Annotated in this window: 20 protein-coding genes; 2 read left to right on the top strand and 18 right to left on the bottom strand. The window is 71.5% G+C overall.

The genetic code is table 11. The features are described 5' to 3' along the window. Positions 1–297 precede the first annotated feature (297 nt). Entirely contained in the window at positions 298–2,385 is a 2,088-nt protein-coding gene (locus CPH93_RS23320; protein ID WP_093483198.1) for a hypothetical protein, read from the top strand. 121 nt (positions 2,386–2,506) lie between these two features. On the opposite strand, the gene obgE is transcribed toward CPH93_RS23320, so the two are convergent. The 9 genes from obgE to CPH93_RS23275 form a co-directional block, all read right to left on the bottom strand. Next, entirely contained in the window at positions 2,507–3,943 is a 1,437-nt protein-coding gene (gene obgE, locus CPH93_RS23315; protein ID WP_093483199.1) for a GTPase ObgE, read from the bottom strand. Positions 3,944–4,116: 173 nt separating this feature from the next. Next, positions 4,117–4,374 carry a 50S ribosomal protein L27 gene (gene rpmA, locus CPH93_RS23310; protein WP_006605649.1) on the bottom strand — a complete coding sequence of 86 codons (258 nt, stop codon included), beginning with the start codon at positions 4,372–4,374 and terminating at the stop codon, positions 4,117–4,119. 14 nt (positions 4,375–4,388) lie between these two features. Further along, positions 4,389–4,709, bottom strand: a complete 321-nt coding sequence (gene rplU / locus CPH93_RS23305; protein ID WP_006605648.1) for a 50S ribosomal protein L21 — start codon at positions 4,707–4,709, stop codon at positions 4,389–4,391. Between the two features lie 292 nt (positions 4,710–5,001). Next, complete coding sequence (locus CPH93_RS23300; protein WP_096213979.1) at positions 5,002–8,703, bottom strand: Rne/Rng family ribonuclease; 3,702 nt, start codon at positions 8,701–8,703, stop codon at positions 5,002–5,004. Positions 8,704–8,923: 220 nt separating this feature from the next. Beyond that, positions 8,924–9,724: a TIGR03936 family radical SAM-associated protein gene (locus CPH93_RS23295; RefSeq protein ID WP_093483201.1), complete on the bottom strand. Its 801-nt coding sequence runs from the start codon at positions 9,722–9,724 to the stop codon at positions 8,924–8,926. 136 nt (positions 9,725–9,860) lie between these two features. Then, positions 9,861–10,982, bottom strand: a complete 1,122-nt coding sequence (locus CPH93_RS23290) for a hypothetical protein (RefSeq protein WP_096213978.1) — start codon at positions 10,980–10,982, stop codon at positions 9,861–9,863. 28 nt (positions 10,983–11,010) lie between these two features. Continuing rightward, entirely contained in the window at positions 11,011–11,586 is a 576-nt protein-coding gene (locus CPH93_RS23285) for a GNAT family N-acetyltransferase (protein WP_093483203.1), read from the bottom strand. A gap of 78 nt (positions 11,587–11,664) precedes the next feature. After that, a complete protein-coding gene (locus CPH93_RS23280; protein WP_093483204.1) occupies positions 11,665–13,590 on the bottom strand; it encodes a TIGR03960 family B12-binding radical SAM protein in 1,926 nt (641 codons plus the stop codon). A gap of 89 nt (positions 13,591–13,679) precedes the next feature. Beyond that, a complete protein-coding gene (locus CPH93_RS23275) occupies positions 13,680–15,311 on the bottom strand; it encodes a CYTH and CHAD domain-containing protein (protein ID WP_096213977.1) in 1,632 nt (543 codons plus the stop codon). A 185-nt stretch (positions 15,312–15,496) separates the two neighbouring features. Between CPH93_RS23275 and CPH93_RS23270 the strand changes: the two genes are divergently transcribed. Further along, positions 15,497–15,940 carry an ATP-binding protein gene (locus CPH93_RS23270; RefSeq protein WP_231976932.1) on the top strand — a complete coding sequence of 148 codons (444 nt, stop codon included), beginning with the start codon at positions 15,497–15,499 and terminating at the stop codon, positions 15,938–15,940. Between the two features lie 6 nt (positions 15,941–15,946). Here CPH93_RS23270 and rodA read toward each other — a convergent pair whose 3' ends face one another. The 9 genes from rodA to CPH93_RS23225 form a co-directional block, all read right to left on the bottom strand. After that, positions 15,947–17,161, bottom strand: coding sequence for a rod shape-determining protein RodA (gene rodA / locus CPH93_RS23265; protein ID WP_093483207.1), 1,215 nt, complete (start codon positions 17,159–17,161; stop codon positions 15,947–15,949). Then, positions 17,158–19,308, bottom strand: coding sequence for a penicillin-binding protein 2 (gene mrdA, locus CPH93_RS23260; protein ID WP_093483208.1), 2,151 nt, complete (start codon positions 19,306–19,308; stop codon positions 17,158–17,160). The genes rodA and mrdA overlap by 4 nt, the downstream gene beginning before the upstream one ends. Positions 19,309–19,359: 51 nt before the next feature. Beyond that, complete coding sequence (gene mreD / locus CPH93_RS23255) at positions 19,360–20,067, bottom strand: rod shape-determining protein MreD (protein ID WP_093483209.1); 708 nt, start codon at positions 20,065–20,067, stop codon at positions 19,360–19,362. 3 nt (positions 20,068–20,070) lie between these two features. Then, the gene (mreC, locus tag CPH93_RS23250; RefSeq protein WP_006605636.1) at positions 20,071–21,003 is read right to left on the bottom strand and encodes a rod shape-determining protein MreC; all 933 of its coding nucleotides are present in this window, start codon (positions 21,001–21,003) and stop codon (positions 20,071–20,073) included. Positions 21,004–21,245: 242 nt separating this feature from the next. Beyond that, positions 21,246–22,265: a rod shape-determining protein gene (locus tag CPH93_RS23245; RefSeq protein ID WP_003985182.1), complete on the bottom strand. Its 1,020-nt coding sequence runs from the start codon at positions 22,263–22,265 to the stop codon at positions 21,246–21,248. Between the two features lie 294 nt (positions 22,266–22,559). Next, the gene (gene ndk, locus CPH93_RS23240) at positions 22,560–22,973 is read right to left on the bottom strand and encodes a nucleoside-diphosphate kinase (protein WP_006605635.1); all 414 of its coding nucleotides are present in this window, start codon (positions 22,971–22,973) and stop codon (positions 22,560–22,562) included. A 144-nt stretch (positions 22,974–23,117) separates the two neighbouring features. After that, positions 23,118–23,462 (bottom strand): DUF4233 domain-containing protein, encoded by a 345-nt coding sequence (locus tag CPH93_RS23235; protein WP_096213976.1) that lies wholly within the window; start codon positions 23,460–23,462, stop codon positions 23,118–23,120. A gap of 2 nt (positions 23,463–23,464) precedes the next feature. Next, positions 23,465–24,979: a bifunctional tetrahydrofolate synthase/dihydrofolate synthase gene (gene folC / locus CPH93_RS23230; RefSeq protein ID WP_093483210.1), complete on the bottom strand. Its 1,515-nt coding sequence runs from the start codon at positions 24,977–24,979 to the stop codon at positions 23,465–23,467. Between the two features lie 133 nt (positions 24,980–25,112). Next, positions 25,113–26,561, bottom strand: a complete 1,449-nt coding sequence (locus CPH93_RS23225; protein WP_093483211.1) for a peptidoglycan D,D-transpeptidase FtsI family protein — start codon at positions 26,559–26,561, stop codon at positions 25,113–25,115. Between the last annotated feature and the right edge of the window lie 190 nt (positions 26,562–26,751).

Raw genomic sequence — 26,751 nt, 5'->3', positions numbered from 1 at the left:
GCGGCCGGGCGGGCAGAATGGGGGCCGGACATCCGGCCCGCGCCCCCCGGGGGCAGGGTGCCCCGCCCGTTGGCCCATGCGGTTTTCTATAGACGGAAGCCGAGGCCAAGGGGTTGCGTTCGATTGGTCCGCTTTCGCGGTGATGAGAGCCACAGCAGATTGTCACCAGGGCCAACGAGGTCATACGGTCGGGTGTCCATCGGTCCCGTTTCGCCGCTCCGGCGGTGTCGCAGCGCGGGACCCGGCCGCCCCGCTCGGCCTCCCCCCTGACCTTCGTGCTGCCAGGAGCCCTCCCCCGTGCCTTCCGCCGGAATCGTCCCCCGCCGAGCCGTCCAGCTCGCGGCACTCTTCGCGATGATGGTCGCGTTCACCGCCCAGCTCGTCGGTGCGCTGTTGCCCGTCATCCCGTTGTTCATCGCCGCATCCGTGGTCAACCTGGGACTCGACCTGGTCCTCCAGCACAAGCAGCCCGGCCTGCTCGCGGTGCTCGGCCGGATCCGGTTCGACGTCACCGTGCGCCAACTGCTGCGCGACATGCTGATACTGGTCGGCCTGCTGCACATCGACGGCATCAACCCGCTCGAGGAGCAGGCGCCGCTCACCATCACGCTGCTCCTCTTCTACGGCACCCACTTCGTGTGCCAGGCGGTGGCGGTGCTGGTCCGCCGGACCCGCAGCCTGCCCTTCGTCACCCGCAACATCGACGCGAGCGCGCTGCGGCTCTGCGACGCCCCGCCGCGCATCCTCTCCCGCCAGACGGGCCGGCGGCTGCTGCGCTTCTCCGTGCCCACCACGGCCGGCATGATGCTCACCGCGATCACCACGGACGCGTACTGGGGCGGCATCGGCCTCGCCGTCTCCCTGGCGCTGTCCGCCGGCGGCACGCTCTACCTGAGCACCTGGCTGCTGCCCAAGAAGCGGGTGGCGAACGAGAAGCAGGCCCTGGAGTGGCTGGACAACTGGCTGGCGGAGTACCAGCCGACGGTCGGCATGTACTTCTCCGGCGGTGCCTCCTCCGCCTACCAGGCCAACATGTGGCTGAGCACCCTGGCCGCCCTGGACGGCAACCCGATCATCGTGCTCCGCGAGCGCTTCATGGTGCAGAAGATCGAGGCCACGGACGTGCCGATCGTCTGCATCCCCAAGGTCGCCAACCTGATGCGGCTGGAGCACTCCACGCTCAAGGTGCTGCTGCACCCGGCGAACTCCGGCAAGACCTCGCAGATCCTGCGCATCCCGTCCATCAAGCACGCCTTCACCAACCACGGCGAGAGCGACAAGCTGTCCTCCTGCAACCCGTACGCGAAGGCGTACGACGAGGTGTGGGTCGCGGGCCCGGCGGCCCGTGACCGCTACCAGCTCGCGGACATCGGCGTCGAGGACAAGGACGTCATCGAGGTCGGCCGCCCCCAACTGGCCCCGATCCAGCCGTACGCGGGCCCCCCGGCCGGCCGCCCGGCCACCGTCCTGTACGCCCCGACCTGGGAGGGCTGGGACGGCAACCCGGGCAACACCTCGGTGATCCTGGCCGGCGAGAACATCGTCCGCGAGCTGCTCGCCGACGAGAACGTCCGGCTGCTGTACAAGCCGCACCCGATGACCGGTTCCGTGGACCCGCGCGCGGGCGCCGCCAACTCCCGCATCCAGGCGATGATCGCGGAGGCCAACGCCGGCCGCAGCGGGGCGCGCCCCGGCCCGGAGGCCGCCGCCGAACTCGCCCGTCGCGCCGAGGAACTGGACGCGCTGACCACCTCCGCGTTCCGCAAGAGCGCGGACGAGCTGGAGCGGATGCGGCTGCAGGGCACCCCGCAGGAGGGCCGTGCCGCCGCCGTGGACGCGGCCGTCACCGCCTGGGAGGCGGCGTACTGGAACTCCTTCCCCCAGTGGGAGCACCGCATCATCACTACCGCCCGCCCCGGCATCTTCAGCTGCTTCAACGAGGCGGACGTGCTGATCAGCGATGTCTCCAGCGTGGTGTCCGACTACCTGACGAGCGAGAAGCCGTACGCGGTCGCCAACACCTCGGGGATGAGCGAGGACGACTTCCGCGCGAACTTCCCGACCGTACGGGCGGCGACCATCCTCACGCCCGACGCGAGCGGCGTGGCCGGTCTCCTCGACGCGGTGCGCAACCCGGAGCAGGACACCCTGGCCGCGGAGCGGGCCGAGCTCAAGGAGCACCTGCTGGGCCCGTCGGACCCGCCGTCGTCGGTCCGCTTCAACCAGGCCGCGCTGGCGCTGGGCACCAAGGCCGACGAGCGCCGCATCCGGATGGAGAGCCGGCTGTCCGGTATCCCCGGCCAGCGCTCCCAGGACGACGTGAACGACGCCGGGACGGCCGGGCACGAGACCAGCGGCGCCTCGGACACCACGGCCGCCGTCTGAGCCCACAGCGGCCGCCCACGCCCGCGGCCGCGGACCCGAGCACGGGGAAGGCCCCCGGGAGGATCTCCTCCCGGGGGCCTTCCCCGTTGCTGCCTGCCGCGAGCGGCCGCTCCCGCGCCCGTCAGAAGGGCCGGAAGCGCTCGTACTCCTCGGTGGCCTCGTCCCGCTCCGCGTCGCGGTCCCGGCGGCGCTGCGCGGCCGGCCGGGGCGCCTCCAGGCGGTGGTCCTCGCCACGACGGCCCAGCATCTCCGCGCCGGCCGCCATGGTCGGCTCCCAGTCGAAGACGACGGCGTTGTCCTCGGGGCCGATCGCGACCCCGTCCATGGCCCGCGCACCGGCCTTGAGCAGGGCGTCCTCGACGCCGAGACGGCTGAGCCGGTCGGCGAGGTAGCCCACGGCCTCGTCGTTGTTGAAGTCGGTCTGGCGCACCCAGCGTTCGGGCTTCTCGCCGCGGACGCGGTAGAAGTGCTCGGCCTCCTCCGTGACCGTGAAGCCCGCGTCGTCCACGGCCTGGGGGCGGATCACGATCCGGGTGGCCTCCTGGACGGGCTTGGCGGCACGGGCCTTCGCCACGATGTCGGCGAGGGCGTAGGACAGCTCCTTCAGGCCCAGGTGGGCGACGGCCGAGACCTCGAAGACGCGGTAGCCGCGCTCCTCCAGATCGGGGCGGATCATGTCGGCGAGGTCCTTGCCGTCGGGGACGTCGACCTTGTTGAGGACGACGACGCGGGGCCGGTTCTCCAGACCGCCGTACTGGGCCAGTTCCTCCTCGATGCGGTCGAGGTCGGAGACCGGGTCACGGTCCGACTCCAGGGCCGCGGTGTCCAGGATGTGCACCAGCACCTCGCAGCGCTCGACATGGCGCAGGAATTCCAGGCCCAGCCCCTTGCCCTGGCTGGCGCCGGGGATCAGGCCCGGGACGTCCGCGATGGTGTAGACCGTCGAACCGGCCGTCACCACGCCGAGGTTGGGCACCAGCGTCGTGAACGGGTAGTCCGCGATCTTCGGCTTGGCCGCCGAGAGCACCGAGATCAGCGACGACTTGCCGGCGCTGGGGTAGCCGACCAGCGCCACGTCCGCGACGGTCTTCAGCTCCAGCACGATGTCGCGGGCCTCGCCGGGCTCGCCGAGCAGCGCGAAACCGGGGGCCTTGCGGCGGGCGGAGGCCAGCGCGGCGTTGCCGAGGCCGCCGCGGCCGCCCTGGCCCGCGACGAAGGTGGTGCCCTGGCCGATGAGATCGGCCAGGACCTCGCCGTTGCCGTCCAGCACGACCGTGCCGTCGGGCACCGGCAGGACCAGGTCCTTGCCGTTCTTGCCCTCGCGGTTGTCGCCGGCGCCGGGCTGGCCGTTGGTGGCCTTGCGGTGGGGGTGGTGGTGGTAGTCGAGGAGGGTGGTGACGTCCTGGTCGACGACCAGGATCACATCGCCGCCACGGCCGCCGTTGCCGCCGTCCGGTCCGCCGAGCGGCTTGAACTTCTCACGGTGAACGGAGGCACAGCCGTGGCCTCCGCTACCCGCGGCGACGTGCAGCTCGACGCGGTCCACGAAGGTGGTCATGGTGGGGGTGCCTCCAGAAAACGACGGGTGCGCGGAATCCGCGCCAAGAACTCTGTACTGCGGGGTGTGTCTGTATCAACGCGCCAAGGGCGGACCGGCCTTCCCGCTCTCGCGGGAAAAGGCGGTCCGCCCTCGGAGTGCTGCTGTGGCGTGGAACGGCGTCCGGGCCGGAATTACTCGGCGACCGGAACGATGTTCACGACCTTGCGGCCACGGTGGGTGCCGAACTGCACCGCGCCGTCCGCAAGGGCGAACAGGGTGTCGTCGCCGCCGCGGCCGACGCCCGTGCCCGGGTGGAAGTGGGTGCCACGCTGGCGGACCAGGATCTCACCGGCGAGGACGGCCTGACCGCCGAAGCGCTTCACGCCGAGCCGCTGAGCATTGGAATCGCGACCGTTCCGAGTGGACGATGCGCCCTTCTTGTGTGCCATGTCTCCTCAGTCCCTTACTTCGCCGGAGCGTCGATGCCGGTGATCTTCAGCGCCGTGTGGAGCTGGCGGTGGCCGATCCGCTTCTTGTAACCGGTCTTGTTCTTGTACTTCTGGATCCGGATCTTGTCGCCCTTGTGGTGGTCGACGACCTCGCCCTGGACCTTCACGCCGGCCAGGACCCACGGGTCGCTGGTGACCGAGTCGCCGTCGACGACCAGCAGCGTGGAGAGCTCGACGGTGTCGCCGACCTTGCTGGTGGAAATGCGGTCAACCTCGATGACGTCGCCAACAGCAACCTTCTGCTGGCGTCCGCCGGTGCGCACGATCGCGTACACGCGGAACTCTCTCTCGCTAGGAATCGGATCCTCTGATGCCAGCCGCTCACACGGGCTCGGGATAGGGCCCGTGAAATCCGAGTGGACGAGCGGCCTCCCTCGGCGGACCGAGAGGTGTGTGCTCAGGGGTTTGGTGTCACAGACACCGACGGTCAAGGTTACGGGGCCTTGACCTGGGGGTCAAACCGGCCCCGGACCGCGGACGGTCCGGGGCACGGCCTGCTCAGTCCTCCGTGGAAGCCCCCGGTGCAAGCACCGGCTCCACTGGGGCGGCTTACGCCGCGCCCTCTGTCTAGGCCACCGCGTCCTGCTCGGCGGCCGCGGTCTTCTTGGCCGCCGCCTTCTTGGTTGTCGTCTTCTTGGCGGTGGTCTTCTTCGCCGTGGCCTTCTTGGCGGTGGTGGTGGTCTTCTTCGCCGCCGCCTTCTTGGCCGTGGTCTTCTTCGCCGCGGTCTTCTTGGCGGTGGTCTTCTTCGCCGCCGCCTTCTTCGCGGTCTTCTTGGCCGCGGGCGCCGCCTCCGCCTCGGCAGGGGCCTCGGTGGGCGCCGCCTCCGCCGCGGGTGCGGTGATGACCACGGTCGCCGCGGAGTCGTCGGAGACCTCCGGCGAACCCGCAGGAGCGGTCGCCTTACGGGTCGCCCGACGGCGCGGACGGGCCGGCGCGGGCTCCGCGGCCGGCACCTCGGCGACCGGCTCCGGGGCCTGCTGCGGCTCGGGCACGGCCACCGGCTCGGTCGGCAGCACGATCTCGGCGGTCTCCACGGCGGCCTTGGGGGCGCCCGCCGGAGCGGACACCTTCCGGCTCACCCGGCGCCGGCCACGGCCGCGCCCGGCGGCCGCCTCGGCCTCCGCGGGGCTGCTGAACCATTCGTCCGCCTCGGCCACCGCGGGCTGCAGGTCGGCCTCCGTCACGGCGACCGGCTCCAGCTCGGGCTCGCCGCCGTCCGGGGTCGGCTCGGCCGTCGCGACCTCGTGGACATGCGGCTCGGCCTGGGCGCCCTTGCCCTTCTTCTTGCGCTTGCCACCGCCGCCGGCCACCGTCGGCTGGTCCATGTGGACGATGACGCCGCGGCCGTTGCAGTGCACACACGACTCGGAGAAGGACTCCAGCAGGCCCTGGCCGACCCGCTTACGGGTCATCTGGACCAGGCCGAGCGAGGTGACCTCGGCGACCTGGTGCTTGGTACGGTCCCGGCCGAGGCACTCCAGCAGGCGCCGCAGCACCAGGTCCCGGTTGGACTCCAGCACCATGTCGATGAAGTCGATCACGATGATGCCGCCGAGGTCGCGCAGCCGCAGCTGACGCACGATCTCCTCGGCCGCCTCCAGGTTGTTCCTGGTGACCGTCTCCTCCAGGTTGCCGCCCTGGCCGGTGAACTTGCCGGTGTTGACGTCGACCACGACCATCGCCTCGGTCCGGTCGATCACCAGCGAACCACCGCTGGGCAGCCAGACCTTGCGGTCCAGCGCCTTCATCAGCTGCTCGTCGATGCGGTACGTCGCAAAGACATCGACGTCCGACGTCCACTTCTGCAGCCGGTCGGTGAGGTCCGGGGCGACGTGCGCCACGTAGCCGTGGATGGTGCCCCAGGCCTCGTCACCGCTGACGATGACCTTGGAGAAGTCCTCGTTGAAGATGTCGCGGACGACCCGGACGGTCATGTCCGGCTCGCCGTAGAGCAGCGTCGGCGCATTGGAGCTGCTGCTCTTGGCCTTCTTCTGGATCTCTTCCCACTGTGCCTGGAGCCGCTGGACGTCGCGCGCCAGCTCCTCCTCGCTCGCGCCCTCCGCGGCGGTGCGGACGATGACGCCCGCGTCCTCGGGGACGATCTTCTTGAGGATCTGCTTCAGCCGCGACCGCTCGGTGTCCGGGAGCTTGCGGCTGATACCGGTCATCGAGCCCTCGGGCACGTAGACCAGGTAGCGGCCGGGCAGCGAGACCTGGCTGGTGAGCCGGGCGCCCTTGTGACCGATCGGGTCCTTGGTGACCTGCACCAGCACCGACTGGCCGGACTTCAGCGCGGACTCGATACGGCGCGGGCCGTTGGCCATGCCCAGCGCCTCGAAGTTGACCTCACCGGCGTACAGCACCGCGTTGCGGCCCTTGCCGATGTCGACAAAGGCGGCCTCCATCGACGGCAGGACGTTCTGCACCTTGCCGAGGTAGACGTTGCCGACGTACGAGGTCGCCTGCTCCTTGTTGACGAAGTGCTCCACGAGCACGTTGTCCTCAAGGACGCCGATCTGGGTGCGCTCGCCGCTCTGGCGGACGACCATCACCCGCTCGACGGCCTCGCGGCGGGCGAGGAACTCCGCCTCGGTGATGATCGGCACCCGGCGGCGGCCCTGCTCACGCCCCTCACGGCGGCGCTGCTTCTTGGCCTCCAGACGCGTCGACCCCTTGATCGACTGCACCTCGTCGGCGCTGGTGGACTCGTCCTTCTTGCGGGGCTCGCGGACCTTGACGACCGTGCGCTCCGGATCGTCGGCGCTGCCGGCCTCGGGCTCGGCGGCGTCACCGGTGCGACGGCGCCGGCGACGGCGACGGCGGCTGCTGCTGGAGCCGCCGCCCGGCTGCTCCTCGTCCTCCTGCGCCTCGGGCTGCTCGGCGGCCCGCTCCTCGTCCTCCTCGGACTCGGCCTCCGCGGTCTCCCGCTCCTCGGCCTGCTCCTCGGCGCCCTCGGCGGCCTCCCCGCGACGGCGGCGACGGCCACCACGGCGGCGACGGCGCGAGGGACGGTCCGCGGACTCGTCCTCGCCGTGACCGGCCTCGGCCTGCTCGGCCTCCGGCTCGGCCGCCTCCTCGGCCTGCGGCTCCTCGACCGGGGCCGCGGCCACCTGCTCGGGCTGCTCGGCCTCGGCCTGGGCACCCCGGCGGCGACGGCGGCGCGGCCCGGCGGGCTGCTCCTCGACGGCCGGCTCGGCGGCGGCCTCCTCCTGACGGGCCGCGGCGTGGGCGGCGGCCGCGCTCTCCGGCGTCTGGAACATCGGCTCGGTGAAGACCGGCGCCTGGAAGACGGCGGTCGGCGGGCGCTGGGCCCGGCGGCGGCCGCGCTGGGGCGCCTCGGCCGCGGGCTCCGCGGCCTCCTCGGCGGGCTGCGCGGCAGCGGCCGGCTCCGCGGCGCGCTCGCCACGGCGGCGGGCCCGGCGGCGGGGTGCCTCGGGGGCCTCGGCCGCGGCGGCCGGTGCCTCCTCGGCCGCCGGCTCCGGGGCCTCCTCGGCCGGCTGCGGGGCGCCCGCAGCGGCGGTGGCCTTACGGGTCGCCCGGCGGCGGGTACGTGCCGGCGCGGCCTCCTCTGCGGGCGCGGGGGCCGCCTCCTCGGCGGCGGGGGCGGGCGCCTCGGCGGCCACCGGCTCCGCGGCGGCCTCGGTCTGCGGGGTGCCGGCCGGGGCAGTGACCTTACGGGTCGCCCGGCGGCGGGTGCGGGCGGGCTTGGCCTCGGCCTCCTGGGCGGCGGCCGGGGCGGCCTCCGCGGCGGCTTCGGCGGGCGCGGGCGCCTCGGCGGCCACCGGCTCCGCGGCGGCCTCGGTCTGCGGGGTGCCGGCGGGGGCGGTGACCTTACGGGTGGCCCGGCGGCGGCCGCGGCGCGGTGCCTCCTCGGCCTGCGGCGCCTCGGCGGGCGTCTCAGCGGCGGGGGCTTCGGCGGCGGCCGGCTCGGCCGGAGCCGCGGCGGGTTCGCCGGAAGGCTGCGGGGTCCCGGCCGGGGAGGTGACCTTACGGGTCGCCCGGCGGCGGGTACGGGCGGGCTTGGCCTCGTCGCCGCTGGTCACCGCGGAGGCGGTGGTCTCTTCGGCGAGGGCCGCGCCGGGCCCGGCGGAGGCGGTGGTGCTGACCACCGCGGCCTCGGCGGCGCCGGCGCCGGCGCCCGTGGGCGGACCGGCCGGCCGGGAGGCGGCACGGCGCCGGGGCGGCAGGGTGTCGCTGGGTGAATGATTGTCGTCGGCGCCACCGTTCCGGGAATTCGTGGAACGGGTGGGCTCAATGGGCTCGAGCATGCGGGCGGTTCTCCCGTCACGCTCCCGGGCGCCGCGCCTGATTCCGGTCGCGGTCCGCGTGATGAGCGCGGTCCCGCTGTCCGGGGCGTGGGCGCCGCACGGGAGCTGTCGTCTCGCTCGCCGGCTCCCTTTGGGCGGGGACCGGCGAAAGTCTCCTGGTCAGTGCGTCTGCCGGACCGGGGTGGCTCCCTGGCTGATCGGCGACGCGACGACGGCGGTCCTACGCAGTACCTTCCCCGGCTGCCGGGGAGACCCCACTCGTCGCCTTCGCGGCACTCAGCCCGGCGGCCGTGGGTGGGGCGGCCGTGGCAGCGTCGCGGTCGGGCGCTAGCGGGTCGGTCACCGCGCCGGTCTCCTCATCGAGCAGCCCCTGCGCCAGCCTGGTCACCGCAGCGGGGACCGGCGGCGCCAGGTCGGCCGTAGCTCGGAGGCCGGACAGGACGTCGTCGGGTCGTACGGCAGGTGTCAGATGCCGAACAACCAGCCGCAGTATCGCACAGGCTTTGCCGTCGGGCCTATCGTCCACAGAACCGGCGGCCTCCAGACGCGTCACTGCGGCCCGTGCGTCGAAGGTCCGCATGCCGTTCTTGGTACGGCGCTCGACCTGCACCTCTTCGGCGGCGAGGAAGGCCTGGACGGCGCTCCCGGCCTCCTCGGGCGCGACCCCGTCGAGCCGGATCTCCCACACCGAGGCCTCCAGCCGGTCGGCCAGACCGGAGGTGTGCGCCTCGACGGCGTCGATCACATCGAGCCCGTCCGGAAGTGAGGTATCGAGCAGCTCGCGCAGCTTGTCCGGATCGCGGCGCTCGGCGAGCTGGATCTCCAGATACTCGGCCTCGCTGCCCGTGCCGGTCGGGGCGGCGTTGGCGTACGACACCTTGGGGTGCGGGGTGAAGCCCGCCGAATAGGCCATGGGGACCTCGGCGCGGCGCAGCGCCCGCTCGAAAGCGCGCTGGAAGTCGCGGTGGCTGGTGAACCGGAGGCGGCCGCGCTTGGTGTAGCGCAGTCGGATGCGCTGCACCGCCGGTGCGGGCGGCGGGCCTTCGGGCTGTCGCTTGCCCAGTGTTACTTCTCCTTGTGTGAGGGCGCTGCTGGACGCCATCCCCGTCTGCACGGGGACGGTCCGGAGGACGCCGTCCAGCGTCGCCCGGTCCGGATCACCCCCGCGCGGGCGGGGGAACGTCGCGCCCGGACGTCTTACCTAGAGTACGTGTCCCGGAACCCCCTGGTTCCCGCCGGGGCACCACGGCCCTCGCCGGCGCCGGCTCCCGGGGCGCCCCGAACAGGGCCCGCCGGATCTCCCGGCGGGTCTGCCGCACGGTCTCGCGCGCGGTCCGCAGCGCCTGCCGCACCGGCCGCCACAGGCCGTCCCGGATCACGTGACCGACCGGCGTGAGCACAGTGCGGTACACCCAGCGCACCGGTTCGACGACGGTCCACCGCAGCACCGCGGCCAGGAACCGGCCGAGGGCCCGGGAGATGATCCCGGCGGCCCGCCAGCAGTGCCCCAGCGCCGCCCCGGTCTCCCGGACGAGCACCGTCACCACGGCGGCCAGCGCCCGTCCGGCCGGCGCCAGCACCCACCGCCACAGGGCGACCGCGGGCACGACCACGATCCACCGGACGAGTGCGCCGAGCACCGCGCCGAGGCCGCGCGCCAGCCAGGCGAGACCGCGTCCGAGCGGCGCCAGCACGTATGTGCGGAGCCACTGTGCGGGCACCACGACCAGATACCGCGCCAGCCACCTCACGGCCGCGCCGATGCCCTGGCCGGCCGGCGCCAGCACATACCGCCACAACGCCACCCACGGCCACACGAACAGCGCCTTGCCCAGCCACACCAGCGTCACGCCCAGCCCGCACAGCAGCCAGGCGATCCCCCGCCCGAGCGGCGCCAGCACATAGGCGTGCACCCACCGGGCGGGCACCACGACCAGATACCGCACCAGCCACACCACAGCAGCGCCGATCCCCCGGCCGGCCGGCGCCAGCACCCACCGCCACAGCCAGGCCGCCGGCGCGACGACGAGCGCGCGCCAGAGCCACCGGAGCGGGGCCACGACGAGGGTGTGCCAGAGCCAGGCCAGGCCGCGGCCGAGCGGACGCAGCGCGGTCCGGTGGACGGCCCGGCCCGCTGCGGTCAGCGCGTCCCACACCAGCCGCACCGGCACCACGAGCACCAGCACCACGATCCGCACCGGCACCCGGACCACTGCGGTCACACAGCCCTCGCCCGGCTCGTACCGGGCCGGCCCCCGCTCGCTGCCGGTCGGCTCCATCCGCCTCTCCCCCTCGTACGTCGGCGCGTCAGCCGCGCCGGTGCGACTCCTGCCCGGCGGCGGTGGCGGCCGCGTGGATCCAGTAGCGCAGCTTGTCCCCCCGCTGGTCCTCGAAGACCCCGCCGCAGGCCTCGATGACCTTACGTGAGCCGGTGTTGGTGTCATCACAGGTGACCAGCACCGGGTCGATGCCCAGTTCGTGATGGGCGACCGGCAGCGCGGCGCGCAGCATCGCGGTGGCATGACCGCGGCGACGGGCACCGGGACGTACGGCGTAGCCGATGTGGCCGCCGTAGTCGAGGAGCGAGGGGGTGAGGCTGTGCCGGAAGGTGACCCGGCCCAGGTAACTGCCGTCCGCCACCCACCACCGGGTGGTCTTCGCGACCACCCCGTCCTCGCGCCGGTCCTTCGCGACCGCGCCGGTCAGCTCCACGTACGCGGCGAACCCCTCGGCGCTGCGCCAGCGGGCGGCCCAAGTCCGCAGCTCACCGGCCAGGTTGGAGTGCGGTACGGCCTCCACGCCGTCGGCGCGGAATTCCTCCATCGCGGCGAGGAAGGAGGCGTGGACATCGACGGTGGGGGTGATGAGCTGCGGTTCTGCCATCGTCTCATGGTGCCCGAGCACACCGCGGCCCGGCCACGCGGGGTACGCGGGCCGGGCCGAAGAGGCGTACGACAGGGGCTACTTGACGACGGTCAGCGGCAGCAGCTTCTTGCCGGTGGGACCGATCTGGATGTCGAGATCGAGCTGCGGGCACACGCCGCAGTCGAAGCACGGGGTCCAGCGGCAGTCCTCGACCTCGGTCTCGTCGAGGGCGTCCTGCCAGTCCTCCCAGAGCCAGTCCTTGTCGAGACCGGAGTCCAGGTGGTCCCAGGGCAGGACCTCCTCGTACTCCCGCTCACGGGTGGTGTACCAGGCGACGTCCACGCCGAACGCGGGCAGCGTCTCCTCCGCGGCCTTCATCCAGCGGTCGTAGGAGAAGTGCTCGCGCCAGCCGTCGAAGCGGCCGCCGCCCTCGTAGACGGCGCGGATGACCGAGCCGATGCGGCGGTCGCCGCGCGAGAGCAGGCCCTCGACGATGCCGGGCTTGCCGTCGTGGTAGCGGAAGCCGATGGAGCGGCCGTACTTCTTGTCACCGCGGATCTTGTCGCGGAGCTTTTCGAGCCGGGCATCCGTCTCCTCCGCCGACAGCTGCGGCGCCCACTGGAACGGCGTGTGCGGCTTGGGGACGAAGCCGCCGATGGAGACCGTGCAGCGGATGTCGTTCTGCCCGGAGACCTTGCGGCCCTCGGCGATGACGTTGACCGCCATGTCGCCGATCTGCAGGACGTCCTCGTCGGTCTCGGTCGGCAGACCGCACATGAAGTACAGCTTCACCTGCCGCCAGCCGTTGCCGTAGGCCGTCGAGACGGTCCGGATCAGGTCCTCTTCGGAGACCATCTTGTTGATGACCTTGCGCATCCGCTCCGAGCCGCCCTCGGGCGCGAAGGTCAGACCCGAGCGACGGCCGTTGCGCGTCAGCTCGTTGGCAAGATCGACGTTGAAGGCGTCGACCCGGGTCGACGGCAGCGACAGGCCGATCTTGTCTTCCTCGTACCGGTCGGCGAGGCCCTTCGCGATGTCGCCGATCTCGGTGTGGTCCGCGGAGGACAGCGACAACAGGCCGACCTCCTCGAATCCCGTGGCCTTCAGGCCCTTGTCCACCATTTCGCCGATGCCGGTGATGCTTCGCTCCCGTACAGGGCGCGTGATCATGCCGGCCTGGCAGAAGCGGCAGCCGCGGGTACAGCCACGGAAGATCTCGACCGACATCCGCTCATGGACGGTCTCGGCCAGGGGGACGAGCGGCTGCTTGGGGTAGGGCCACTCGTCCAGGTCCATGACGGTGTGCTTGGACACCCGCCACGGGACGCCGGAGCGGTTCGGCACGACGCGGGAGATCCGCCCGTCGGCCAGATACTCGACGTCGTAGAACTTGGGAACGTAGACGCTGCCCGTCTTGGCGAGGCGGAGCAGCAGCTCGTCACGTCCGCCGGGGCGGTCCTCGGCCTTCCAGGCGCGGATGATCTCGGTGATCTCCAGCACCGCCTGCTCGCCGTCGCCCACGACGGCGCAGTCCAGGAAGTCCGCGATCGGCTCCGGGTTGAAGGCCGCATGGCCGCCCGCGAGGACGATCGGGTGGTCCTCCGTACGGTCCTTGGCCTCCATGGGGATACCGGCCAGGTCCAGGGCGGTGAGGAGGTTGGTGTACCCGAGCTCGGTCGAGAAGGAGACACCGAGCACGTCGAAGGCGCCGACGGGGCGGTGCGCGTCGACCGTGAACTGCGGGACGTGGTGCTCACGCATCAGCGCTTCGAGGTCCGGCCACACGCTGTAGGTGCGCTCGGCCAGCACGCCCTCGCGCTCGTTGAGGACCTCGTAGAGGATCATGACGCCCTGGTTGGGCAGACCGACCTCGTACGCGTCCGGGTACATGAGCGACCAGCGGACGTCGCACTCGTCCCACGGCTTGACTGTGGAGTTGAGCTCGCCACCGACGTACTGAATGGGCTTCTGCACGTGCGGGAGGAGGGCCTCCAGACGCGGGAAGACCGACTCGACAGGCATCGTGGTGATCTTTCATCAGCGGGGCAGGGGTGACCCTCAAGACTAACGTGCTCGGCGCCGACGGCCGGACGCGGCGGCTTCGGCCCAGGTCACGGCCGCAGCGCGGCCCGGTGCTTACGGCGCGAGGCCTTCCGCCACACGTCCGGCAGCGCCCGTTCCCGGTCCGCCGCCAGGGCCTCTTCGCGGCCGTGGAGCAGGCCGAAGGTGAAGCCGCCCTCGCCGGCCTGCTGGGCCTGGGTCGCCAGCTCGCGCAGGGCGGCGCGCGCCACCACGCTGTCCTGGTGGTCCCCCAGCACCTGCTGCACCCGCTTGGTCCGCTTGGCGAACTTCTTCGCCGGCCGGCCGAGCGCCGGGCGGGCCGCTTCCGCCGCGTACCGGGTGCGCTTGGCCGCCTTGCGGGCGCCGTGCAGCGCCTCGTCCCGCTGCTGTCCGGCCGGGGCGGCCAGCGCGGCGTCCGTACGGCGGGCCAGCCGCCGGTAGTCCTTCAGCACGGCCTTGGCGACCACCTCGGGCGCCGGGCGGGCGGCGGCCGGGCGCAGCGGCGGTGCCTCCAGGAGCGCGTACAGCGTCTTCAGCAGGGAGAGGTAGCGGGGCCCGTCCAATACGGCCAGCAGTTGGTCGCGCGCGCCCGCCCGGCGCCGCTCGGACCAGATGCGCAGGCGGGCGTCCACGGGGCCGAGCCGCAGCTCCCGGGGCACCCCGGCGAGCCCGGACCGCAGTCGCTCGGTGAGCACCTCCCGGTCGCGCTCCACGCCCAACTCCGCGGCCAGCCACTTGAGTTCGGTGCCGATGGGCAGGGTGACGGCGCGGTCGAGCACCTTGGTGTACGAGCGGAAGGCGCTGCGCAGCCGGCGGGTGGCGACCCGCATCCGGTGGACCGAGTCGGGCAGATCGCGCCGTACCGCCGGGTCCAGCTCGATGATCGCCCGCACCTGCTCGCGGGCGTAGCGCAGGACGACGTCGCCTGCGGTGTCGCCGCGCTTCCCGGCGCCCGCGGCCCCGCCCTTGCCGGAACCCTTGCCGGAGCCCTTGGTTGCGCCCTCGGCGGGGCGCCCGTCCGGCCCGGCCTCGCGCCCTGCCGATGCCTCGCTCCGCAGCCCCGTCTCGTCCAGCGCCCGCGCCAGCTTCGAGGCGGCGGAGGCGGGGCGCACCCCCGCCGCGGTCAGCTTCCGGCCGACCGCGTCCAGCAGCCCGGGATCGCCGTCACCGGCGAGCTCGACCTCGATCTCGTGCCACCGGGCCTTGGCCGGCGCCGGTTTCGCCTTCTTGCCCCCCGCGGGCGCCGCGGCCCGCCGCGCGCGCACCGCGTCCACCGCGATCTCCGCGAGCGGCGCGCCCTGGGCGTCCTGCAGCACCTGGACGGTGCGGTGGGTGTGCAGCCGTACGACGGGGACCAGCTCGCGGTCCAGCAGCCGGGAGCGCAGGAGTGCGGTGAGCTCCGGGGGCGGGGTGTCGGACAGCGGGGCCCGCACTTCGTCGCGTACGCCGGGCGCGACCGGCAGCTTCAGATGCCAGCCCGCGTCCTTGCCGCCGGTGCGCCTGCGCAGGGTGATGCCCTCCGCGGCCAGGCACAGGCCAGGGGTGTCGTAGTAGACGGCGTCCAGGTCCTCGGTGCCCGCCTCCGCCACGGCGGCAATTGCGTCGACCCCGGCCAGGTCGGGCAGCTGCGTGTTCTTGTCGGCCTCGTACTTCCGCTCGATCTCCCGCACGGTGTCCGCCATGCCTCGAATGTAGTCATGCCGCGCCGTCCGGGACCACCCGTCGGACGGCCAAGCCGTCGCCCGTTGGCCGGGATCCGCTCGGGCGGGTGGCACGCACCGCAAGCGGTGACTTACGGTGTGTGACGAGTCGGCCACGCAGAGTGGCGCCGGCCGCGTACTCGAACCCTTCGGGGAGGGAGACACCCGTGCAATCCCAAGCCGCACCCGTGACCCGGGCACCCATCCACGTCTCGACGGGCGCCCGCCCGTACCTCCTGACCGCACCGAGCGAACCGACCGCCCCGAAGACCGCCCGCGACTTCGTCCGTGCGGTGCTGCGCCCCACCGGCCTCGGCACGCTCCTCGACACCGCGGTGCTGCTCACCTCGGAAGCGGTGACCCGCTGCCATCTGCACACGCCGCGGTCCGCGGACATCCTGCTGCGGATGCTGACCGCCGGACACGGCCTGCGGATCAGCGTCCACGACACGACGCCGGTCCGGATTCCGCGGCCGGCCCCGCCGGACGGTGAGCAGGGCGCCGATCACGGGCTGCTGCTGACCGGCCACCTCGCCGACGCCTGGGGGACGACGCCGTGCGAGGGACCGCGTGCCACTTCGCTGTGGTTCGAGCTGTATCTCGGGGGGTGACGGGGGTCAGCGGGAGGCCGACAGCGGCCGCTGGACGCGGATCGACTGCAGCAGCCCTATCGCGATCCAGACCGCGAACATGGAGGTGCCGCCGTAGGAGACGAACGGCAGTGGGAGGCCGGTGACGGGCATGATGCCGAGCGTCATGCCGATGTTCTCGAAGGACTGGAAGGCGAACCACGCGATGATGCCGGCGGCGGCGATGGTGCCGTAGAGCTCGGTGGACTCGCGGGCGATCCGGCAGGCGCGCCACAGGACGATGCCGAGCAGGACGATGATCAGGCCCGCGCCCAGGAAGCCGAGTTCCTCACCGGCGACGGTGAAGATGAAGTCCGTCTGCTGCTCGGGGACGAACTGGCCGGTGGTCTGGCTGCCGTGGAACAGGCCGGAGCCGGTCAGCCCGCCGCCGCCGATCGCGATCCGGGCCTGGTTGGTGTTGTAGCCGACGCCGGCCGGGTCGAGGCTCGGATTGGCGAACGCGGCGAAGCGGGCGATCTGGTAGTCGTCGAGCAGACCGAGCTGCCAGATGGCCACGCAGCCGACGACGCCCGTGCCGACCAGCCCCAGGATCCAGCGGTTGGAGGCGCCCGAGGCGAGCAGGACACCGAGGATGACGGCGCCGAGCACCATGACCGAACCGAGGTCGGGCATCAGCAGGATGACGGCGACCGGCACGGCGGCCAGGCCCAGGGCCTGGACGACGGTGCGGTGGTCGGGGTGCGGTCGGTCGCCCGCATCGACCCGGGAGGCCAGGATCATCGCCATGCCGAGGGTGATGGTGATCTTCGCGAACTCGGCGGGCTGGAGCGAGAATCCGCCGGGGATCGCCAGCCAGGAGCGCGAGCCGTTGATGGTCGCGCCCAGGGGGGTCAGCACCAGCAGCGCCAGCACGACCGACAGGGCGTACAGGATCGGGATCGCGCCGCGCAGGGTGCGGTGGCCGAGCCAGATCGTGCCGGCGGCCAGCGCCAGGCCGATGCCGGTGTTGAGGAGATGGTGCAGGAAGAAGAAGTACTCGTCGTCGTGGTTGAGCGCGGTGCGGTTGCGGGTGGCGGAGAAGACCAGCACCGAGCCCATGAGCGACAGCGCCAGACAGGACAGCAGCAGTATCCAGTCCAGCTTGCGCACCACCGAGTCACGCGCCGTCAGCTTGCCCCAGGTGCCGAGCTCGGGGGTGTAGCGCCGGATCGAGAACGCCCGGGAGGTGTGGCTGGTCGTCATCGTGGGCTCTCCGATGCGGACGGCGACGGCGACGGCGGCTCGTACGGCTTGATGGGCTGCGCTTCGATGGAGCCATCGCCCTCGATCTTGGGCAGCCTGGCCTCCGGCTTCGGGAGCAGGGCGGCCTTCGGGTCGATCCCGCCCTTCTCGTCGACGCCGTACAGCGCGTTGTAGATGTTGCGCACGGCGGGGCCGGAGGCGCCGGAACCCGTACCACCCTGGGAGATGGTCATGACGATCGTGTAGTCCTTGGTGTACGTCGCGAACCACGAGGTGGTCTGCTTGCCGTAGACCTCGGCCGTACCGGTCTTGGCGTGCATCGGGATCTTGTCCTGCGGCCAGCCGCCGAACCGCCAGGCGGCGGTACCCCGGGTGGCGACGCCGGCGAGGGCGCCGTCCATCTGCCCGAGGGTCTTCTTCGACACCGGCAGCTTGCCGTGCGGGTGCGGCTGGATCCGCTGGATGTGCTTGCCGTCGGGGCTGACGATGGCCTTGCCGACGGTCGGGTCGTAGAGCGTGCCGCCGTTGCTGATCGCGCCGTAGATGGTCGCCATCTGGATCGGGGTGACGAGGGTGTCGCCCTGGCCGATGGCGTAGTTGATCGAGTCGTAGGCGTGCAGCTTCATGCCCTCCAGGCAGCCCTCACGGGCGAGCTTGGTGCCGAAGTCCTTCTTCTTCGGCCAGGCCTTGGCCTGCTCGCACCAGCCGGCCTTGTTGGCCTTCCAGAACGCGTTCTTCCACTTGCGGTCGGGGACCCGGCCCCGGACCTCGTTGGGGAGGTCGATCCCGGTCTCCTTGCCGAGGCCGAACTGGTGGGCGGTCTTGTAGAACCAGTCGTTGGGGTCCTTCTTGGGCTTGTCCCCGCCGTCCTTCTTCCACTCCTCGTGCGAGAGCCGGTAGAAGACGGTGTCGCAGGAGACCTCCAGCGCCCGGCCCAGGCTGATGTCGCCGTGGCCCTCGCCCTCGAAGTTCTTGAAGACCTGGCCGCCGATGCTGTACGAGCTGGTGCAGGGGTAGTGGCCGTTGAAGTCGTAGCCCGCGTTGACCGCCGCCGAGGTCGAGATGACCTTGAAGATCGAGCCGGGGGCGGCCTGTCCCTGGATGGCGCGGTTCAGCAGCGGGTAGTTGGAGTCCTTGCCGGTGAGGTGGGCGTAGTCCTTGCCGGAGATCCCGCCGACCCAGGCGTTGGGGTCATAGCTGGGGTTGGAGGCCATCGCCACCACCCGGCCGGTCTTCGCCTCCGTGACGACCACGGCACCCGAGTCGGCCTTGTAGTTGGTGCCGGTGTTCTTGTCGAAGTTCTTGCGGGCGTCCTTCATGGCCTGGTCCAGCTGCTTTTCCGCTATGGCCTGCACACGGGCGTCGATGCTGGTGACGACGCTGGCTCCGGCCCGGCCCTTCTCGCTGTTGGCCTGGCCGATGACCCGGCCGAGGTTGTCGACCTCGTAGCGGGTGACGGCGGCCTTGCCGCGCAGCGCGTTGTCGTACGTGCGCTCCAGGCCGGACCGGCCGATCTGGTCGGAGCGCAGCAGCGGCGAGCGGGTGTCCTTGGCCTTGTTGATCTCGGCGTCGGTGACCGGCGAGAGATAGCCCAGCACCTGGGCGGTGTTGGCGTTGCCGGGGGCGGCGTAGCGGCGGACGGCGGTGGGCTCGGCGCTGATGCCGGGAAAGTCCTCGGAGCGCTCGCGGATCTGGAGCGCCTGCTGGGTGGTGGCCTCGTCGGTGATCGGGATCGGCTGGTAGGGCGAGCCGTTCCAGCAGGGCTGCGGCGTCTTGGAGTCGCACAGCCGGACCTTGTTGCGGATCTCCTTCTCGGACATGCCGAGCACTCTGGCGAGCCGGCCGAGCACGGCCTTGCCGTCGTCCTTCATCTTCAGCAGCTCGGTGCGGCTCGCGGAGACGACCAGACGGGTCTGGTTGTCGGCCAGCGGCACCCCGCGGGCGTCGAGGATGGAGCCGCGGGTGGCGGGCTCGACGACCTGCTGGACGTGGTTGCTCTTGGCCTCGTCGGCGTACTCCTGGCCATTGCGGATCTGCAGGTACCAGAGCCGGCCGCCGAGGGTGACCAGCAGGGAGAAGACCAGGATCTGGATCGCGATGAGCCGGACGGTGACCCGGGAGGTCCGGGTTTCCGGGAGATTACTCATGGCGCGCAGCGCCTCCATGAGGGGTGGTGGTCGGAAGGAGACGGGAGGGCGTCACAGTCGCTTGACCCCCTTGATGCGGCCCACCTTGTCGCGGGCGGACTTGCCGAGCAGGCCGCCGCGCTGGCTGCCGATGCGGGCCCCGGCGCGTACGGACTTCATGGCGCCGCGGCTGGCCTTGAGGCCGGTGCCGGTGGTGAGCCAGCCGTACCCGCCGTCGCCGGCGGAGCCGCCCGGACTGCCGTCGCCGGCCAGCAGATCGCTGTCCGTCCGGCGCGCCAGCGCCATCACCAGCGGGACGGTGAAGGGGGCCAGCAGCAGGTCGTAGAGGGTGGCGCTGAGCAGCAGGCCGACGATGCCGACGTGCCGCGCTGCGGTGTCGCCGACCAGCGCGCCGACGCCGGCGTACATCAGCGTCGAGCCGATGGCGGCCCCGATGACGACGAGCAGCGGCAGCGTCGCCGAGCGGTGCCGGCCGGAGTCCGGTCTGGTCAGGCCCGCGGCGTAGCCGATGACGCAGAGCACCAGCGCATAGCGGCCGATGGCGTGGTCGGACGGCGGGGCGAGGTCGGCCAGCAGCCCGGCGAAGAAGCCGATGAGCGCGCCGCCGACGTGGCCGTAGACCAGCGCCAGGCCGACCACGACGAGCAGCAGCAGGTCCGGTACGGCGCCGGGCAGTTGGAGCCGGGCCAGGATGGTGACCTGGATGACGAGGGCGACGACCACCAGCGGGGCCGAGAGCAGGATCCGGTTGATGCGCATCGGTCAGCTCCTGGGAGAGGCGCTCGCGGAGGGGGAGGCCGTGACGGTGACCGTCGGCGTCGGCTTGGGCTTGGCGGGCCGGGGCGGCAGCACGGTGTCGCGCGGGTCCTCGCGGGGCGGCTGGACCACGACGCCGACGATGTCGAGCTGGGAGAAGGCGACATAGGGCCGGACCTGGAGGGTACGGGTCAGATCGCCGTTGAACGGCTCGACCCGCACGACCTTGCCGACCGGTACGCCGGGCACGAACGGCTTGTCCTTGCTGGACCCGAAGGTGACCAGCCGGTCGCCCTTCTTGATGTTGGCCCGGCCGTTGAGGAGCTGCACGCGCAGCGAGCGGACGCCCTGCCCGTTGGCGAAGCCGATCTCGTTGGTCTTCTCCATGCGGGTGCCGACGGTGAAGTCCGGGTCGGCGGCCAGCAGGACGGTGGAGGTGCTGGGGCCGACGGTGGTGACCCGGCCGACCAGCCCGTCGCCGTTGAGCACGGTCATGTCGCGGGCGATGCCGTCGCGGCTGCCGGCGTCGATGGTGATGGTCCAGGAGAAGCCCTGGGCCGAGCCGATGGCGATGACCTGGGCGCCCTTGATGGCGTACTGGCCGGTGCCGGCGGTCTTGAGGATCTTGTCGAGCTCGGCGGCGCGGCTGCGGTTGCGGTCGGAGGAGCCGAGCTTGGCCTTCAGCGCCTCGTTCTCGTGCTCCAGCCTGCTGATCCGGTCGTGCCGCCGCCCGGAGTCCCGTACGGCGCCGACGGCGTTGCCGACCGGGTCGACGGCGCGGGCGACACCGTTTTCGACCGGCCCGAAGGCGGAGGCGGCGGCGTGCCGGGCACCATCGAGCGGGGACTGTTCGCCGCCGCGGATATCGACCGTGATCAGCGCGAACGCGATCGCGACCAACAGCACCAGCAGCAGCCGGCTCTCTCGTGTGTCCCTCACGTGCGGCGGCCGTGTCCTTCCTCGTAGGACCGGCCGGCTGCGGGCCCCGCCGGTCTCGTTCGGGAGTTGAGCGTTGTGCCTGTGTGACGGTGCCGGATGGTGAAGCGTCAGGCGCCGTGTCTGTCGGGATGTGTGCCTGTATATCAGCGATCGGCGGACGGATCGGCCGCTGTCGCCGTACGGCCCGGCCGCCGCGGACGCCGTGACGGCCGCGGCGCGGGTCGGATCGGGTCCGGCGGTGGTTACCTGCGCGGCTGGGAGTCGAGGACCTGCTGGAGCGCCTCGAACTCCTCGACGCACTTGCCGGAGCCCAGCGCGACGGAGTCGAGCGGGTCCTCGGCGATGTGGATGGGCATACCGGTCTCGCGGCGCAGCCGCTCGTCGAGGCCGCGGAGCAGGGCGCCGCCTCCGGTGAGCACGATGCCGCGGTCCATGACGTCACCGGACAGCTCCGGCGGGCACTTGTCGAGGGTCGTCTTGACCGCGTCGACGATGGAGTTGACCGGCTCCTCGATGGCCTTGCGGACCTCGGCGGCCGAGATCACGACGGTCTTCGGCAGGCCGGAGACCAGGTCACGGCCGCGGATCTCGGTGTGCTCGTCCTGTTCGAGGTCGTACGCCGAGCCGATGGTGATCTTGATGCTCTCGGCGGTGCGCTCGCCCAGCAGAAGGCTGTACTCCTTCTTGATGTGCTGGATGATCGCGTTGTCGAGCTCATCGCCGGCCACCCGGATGGACTGCGCGGTGACGATGCCGCCGAGCGAGATGACCGCGACCTCGGTCGTACCGCCGCCGATGTCCACGACCATGTTGCCGGTGGCCTCGTGGACCGGCAGACCGGATCCGATCGCGGCGGCCATCGGCTCCTCGATGATGTGCACCTGGCGCGCACCGGCCTGGGTCGAGGCCTCGATCACCGCACGGCGCTCGACTCCGGTGATGCCGGAGGGCACACACACCACGACCCGCGGGCGGGCCAGATAGCGCCGCTTGTGGATCTTGAGGATGAAGTAGCGGAGCATCCGCTCGGTGATCTCGAAATCGGCGATCACGCCGTCTTTCAGGGGCCGTACGGCGACGATGTTGCCGGGCGTGCGCCCGATCATCTTCTTCGCCTCAGCACCTACCGCGAGGATGCCGCCGGTGTTGGTGTTGATGGCCACGACCGACGGCTCGTTGAGAACGATTCCGCGGCCCCTGACGTACACCAGCGTGTTGGCGGTCCCGAGGTCGACAGCCATGTCACGGCCGATGAACGACATGTTGTTCCCCATGAGGATACGTCTGGCCTTCCCAACTGGAGCGAATGCTTACTGGAGGTCGGCAGGAGGTGATGCGCTGCGAGGCGCGGAAGCCTCCATGGTAGTTCGTAGTGCGCCCACTCGAACACGTCGGGAGGCTGTTCCGCCATTGTCAGCCGTACACGTTCCCGGCCCCCTCAATGGTGACGTCGTGTCGCGGTGATGCGTTCCCCCGATCGTGTCGTATACACCAAAGGGCGACCGGAGTTTTTCTCGGTCGCCCCTGGTCACGAGGGGTTTACAGCTGACGATACGTCAGGAAATACCGGGGAAGAAAATCTTGATCTCACGCTCGGCGGACTCTTCGGAATCCGAGGCATGGATCAGATTCTCCCGGGTGATCGTTCCGAAGTCCCCACGAATGGACCCACTCGGCGCGGCAATCGGGTCAGTCGGACCGGCCAGCGCCCGCACGCCCTCGATCACCCGCTCGCCCTCGACGACCAGCGAGACCACCGGGCCGGAGGACATGAACGCGACCAGCGGCTCGTAGAACTCGCGGCCGACGTGCTCGGCGTAGTGCTGTTCGAGGAGGGCCCGGTCGAGGGTCCGCATCTCCAGCGCGCTGATCGTCCAGCCGGCCTTCCGCTCGATACGGCCGAGGATCTCGCCGATCAGGCCGCGCTGGACGGCGTCGGGCTTGAGGAGGACGAGGGTGCGCTGGCTCACGGAGGGACTCCCTGGATATGAACAATGGTCAGCGGGTGCACTGAGGCTACAGGGGCGCTGCCACCGGCCTTCACCCGCCCACCCGGCCGGATCGCGCGGCGGATCACGCCCGTACGGACGTGACCTCGCCGCAGGTCCGGAGGGTCAGCCCGCCGTCGGCGCCTCGGCCGCCCAACGGGCCTTCGCCTCATCGATCTTGCGACCGAAGTGCACCGACGCCCACCACAGGGCCGCGAAGACCGCCCCGAGGAAGAACATCGTCGGGACCACGAAGCCGCTGGCGATCAGGGCGAACTGCAGCAGCCAGCCGAGCTGGACACCACCCGGACGGGTCAGCATCCCGCACAGCAGGAGGCTCAGCAGCATCGCGATCCCGCTGACCGTCCAGATCGTGGCCGTCGACAGATCGGACATCTGCATCGCCACCAGCCCGGCGAAGCCGATCACGAAGAATTCACCGATCAGGGTGCTGGCACACAGCGTGCGCACGGTCAGCCCCTTCCCATCAGCAGCCGGGCCTCGCCGACCGTGATCACCGAGCCGGTCACCAGCACACCCGCGCCGGAGAACTCGCCCTCCTCCTCGGCGAGGGTGATCGCCGCCTCCAGGGCGTCGTCGAGCCGCGGCTCGACCTGGACCCGCTCGGCGCCGAAGACCTCGACCGCCACGGCCGCCAGCTCATCCGGATCCATCGCACGATGGCTGGAATTACGCGTCACCACGATCTCGGCGAAGATCGGCTCGAACGCCTCCAGGAAGCCCCGGACGTCCTTGTCCGAACTGGCACCGACGACGCCCACCAGCCGGCTGAACCCGAAGGCCTCGGTGACCGCCTCGGCGGCCGCCCGCGCACCGGCCGGATTGTGCGCCGCGTCCAGCACGACCGTGGGGCTGCGCCGCACGACCTCCATCCGGCCCGGCGAGGTCACGGCGGCGAACGCGGAGCGGATGGTGTCGATGTCGAGGGTGCGGGCGTGTTCCGAACCGACGCCGAAGAACGCCTCGACCGCGGCGAGCGCCACCGCGGCGTTGTGCGCCTGGTGGGCGCCGTACAGCGGAAGGAAGATCTCCGGATACTCGCCGCCCAGCCCGCGCAGGGTCAGCATCTGGCCGCCGACCGCGACCTCACGGGAGGTGACCCCGAACTCCATGCCCTCCCGGGCGACCGTGGCATCCACCTCGACCGCGCGCTTGAGCATCACCGACGCCGCCTCCACCGGCTGCTGGGCCAGCACGACCGTGGCGTCCTTCTTGATGATCCCGGACTTCTCGCCGGCGATCTGCTCGGGCGTCTCCCCCAGGCGGTCGGTGTGGTCCAGCGCGATCGGGGTGACCACGGCGACATCGCCGTCGATGACGTTGGTCGCGTCCCAGGTGCCGCCCATGCCGACCTCGACGACCGCGATGTCCACCGGGGTGTCCGCGAAGGCGGCGTACGCCATCGCCGTCAGCACCTCGAAGAACGACAGGCGGTACTCCTGCTGGTTGTCGACCATCTCCACATACGGCGCGATGTCGCGGTAGGTCTCGATGAAGCGCTCGGCGGAGATCGGCGCGGCGTCCAGGCTGATCCGCTCGGTGATCGACTGGACGTGCGGGCTGGTGTAGCGGCCGGTGCGCAGATCGAAGGCGGACAGCAGGGCCTCGATCATCCGGGCGGTGCTGGTCTTGCCGTTGGTGCCGGTGATGTGGATGGACGGGTACGCCCGCTGGGGCGAGCCGAGGATGTCCAGCAGCGCCGCGATGCGCTGCACCGAGGGGTCGAGCTTGGTCTCGCCCCAGCGGCCGGCCAGCTCCTCCTCGACGGCGCGCAGCGCACGGTCGACCTCGGGGTCTGCCGGCCGGGCCGGGATCCCGTCCCCCTGCGGCGGCCCGGCCTGGGCACGCAAGGTCCGGCTGCCGGCCTCGATCACCGCCAGATCCGGGTCACGGTCGGTCTCCGCCTCGACCAGTTCGTCGAAGGCGTCGTTCGGGTCGGGGTCGTCGTTTTCGGGGCGCTCGCTCACGCCGACCAGTCTACGAGGCCCCTCTGACAGCGGTGCGCTGCGCTGCCTGTGCCGATACCGAGCCGTCACCCCCGGGGCCGGCCGGCCCGCCCGGGGCCCGGCCTCGCGGGCGTACGCCGGCGCCGCCCCCCGCCTACGGCAGCGCCGCCTTCATCATGGCCCGTGCGATCGGGGCCGCCAGACCGTTGCCGGAGACCTCGTTGCGGGCGGCGTGCCCGTCCTCCACCATCACGGCCACCGCCACCTGGTGCCCCTTACCGTCCTCGGCGTACGAAACGAACCAGGCGTAGGGCGTACCGCTGTTGTCGACGCCGTGCTGGGCGGTACCGGTCTTGGCGCCGACGGTCCGTCCGTCGATCTTCGCGCCCGACGCCGTGCCCTTGTCCACGACCGTCTGCATCGCCGACCGCAGCTGCTGGGAGGTACGCCCCGACATGGCCTTGCGGTACGTCTTCGGCCCGTTCTCCTGGACGGTGTTGCCGCCGCCGTCGGTCAGCTTGTCGACCAGCTGCGGGGTCTTCAGCTCGCCGCCGTTCTGGATGGCCGCGGTGACCATCGCCATCTGGAGCGGGGTCGCCTGGTCGTCGAACTGGCCGATCCCGGACAGCGCAGTCTGCGCCTGGTCCATGTCACCGGGGTAGACGCTCTTGGCGGCCCGCACCGGGGTGTCGACCTTGCCGTCGTTGAAGCCGAGCTTCTCGGCCTGCGCCTTCACCTTGTCCTTGCCCAGGTCGACGGCCATCTTCGCGAAGACGGTGTTGCAGGAGTACTGGAGCGCGGTGCGGATGTTCGCGTTCTTGCAGGGCGCGGAGGCGTTCTCGTTGGGCAGCTTGGTGCGGGTGTGCGGCAGGGTGTACGGGTCCGGGCTGTCGGTGGGCTCGTCCACCGAGGAGTACAGGCCGTTCTCCAGCGCGGCCGCGGCGACCACCAGCTTGAAGGTGGAGCCCGGCGGCAGCGGCTGCCGCAGCGCCCGGTTGACCTGGGGATCGTCCGGGTCGTCGGACATCTTTTTCCACGCCTTCTGGTCGGCGGACGAGGACCCGGAAAACTTCCCGGGGTCGTACGACGGCGTGCTGACCATGCCGAGGATCCGCCCGGTGGCCGGGTCCATGGCGACGGCCGCGCCCTTCTTGCCGCCCAGCGCCTGGTAGCCGGCCTGCTGCACCTTCGGATCGATGGTGGTGGCCACATCGCCGCCCTTGGCCCGCTGGCGGGTCAGCGCGTCGGCAGGGCTCTGCAGCCGGCCATCGGAGCCGTCGAGGAGGTCGCCGTAGAGGCTTTCCAGCTGGTTGCTGCCGTAGATCTGCGAGCTGAACCCGGTCACCGGCGCATACAGCGGGCCGTCCTTGTAGGTCCGCTTGTATTTGAGCGTCGACGACGTGGCGGCGGAGCCGGTGACCGGCTCTCCGCCGACGAGGATGTTGCCCAGCGGCGCGGAGTATTTGCCGATCGCCACCCGCGGATTGTGCGGGTCCTCCTTGTAGTCACTGGCCTTTGCGCCCTGAATCCAGGTGGCCCAGCCCATCAGCGCGACGATCAGCGCCAGACAGAAGACCGCGGCCCGTCGCAGGGGTTTGTTCATGGGGCGCGGCTCCTCCGTACGGGGCGTGCGATGCGGCCGGAACGTCGGTATTCCGGCATTCCGGTCCACCGTGCCTCGGCTTCATGAGAGCCCCATGAGAACGGCCGCCATGGGCCCGACCGGACAACTTTCCACCGTGTTTCCCCCTCTTCCACGGTGGGTTGTGGGCAGCCCCGGATGATCACCACGC

It is taken from the genome of Streptomyces sp. 2323.1 (genome assembly GCF_900221035.1).
Classification (GTDB): Bacteria; Actinomycetota; Actinomycetes; order Streptomycetales; family Streptomycetaceae; genus Streptomyces; species Streptomyces sioyaensis.
This window is presented reverse-complemented; position numbering and strand designations above follow the sequence as displayed.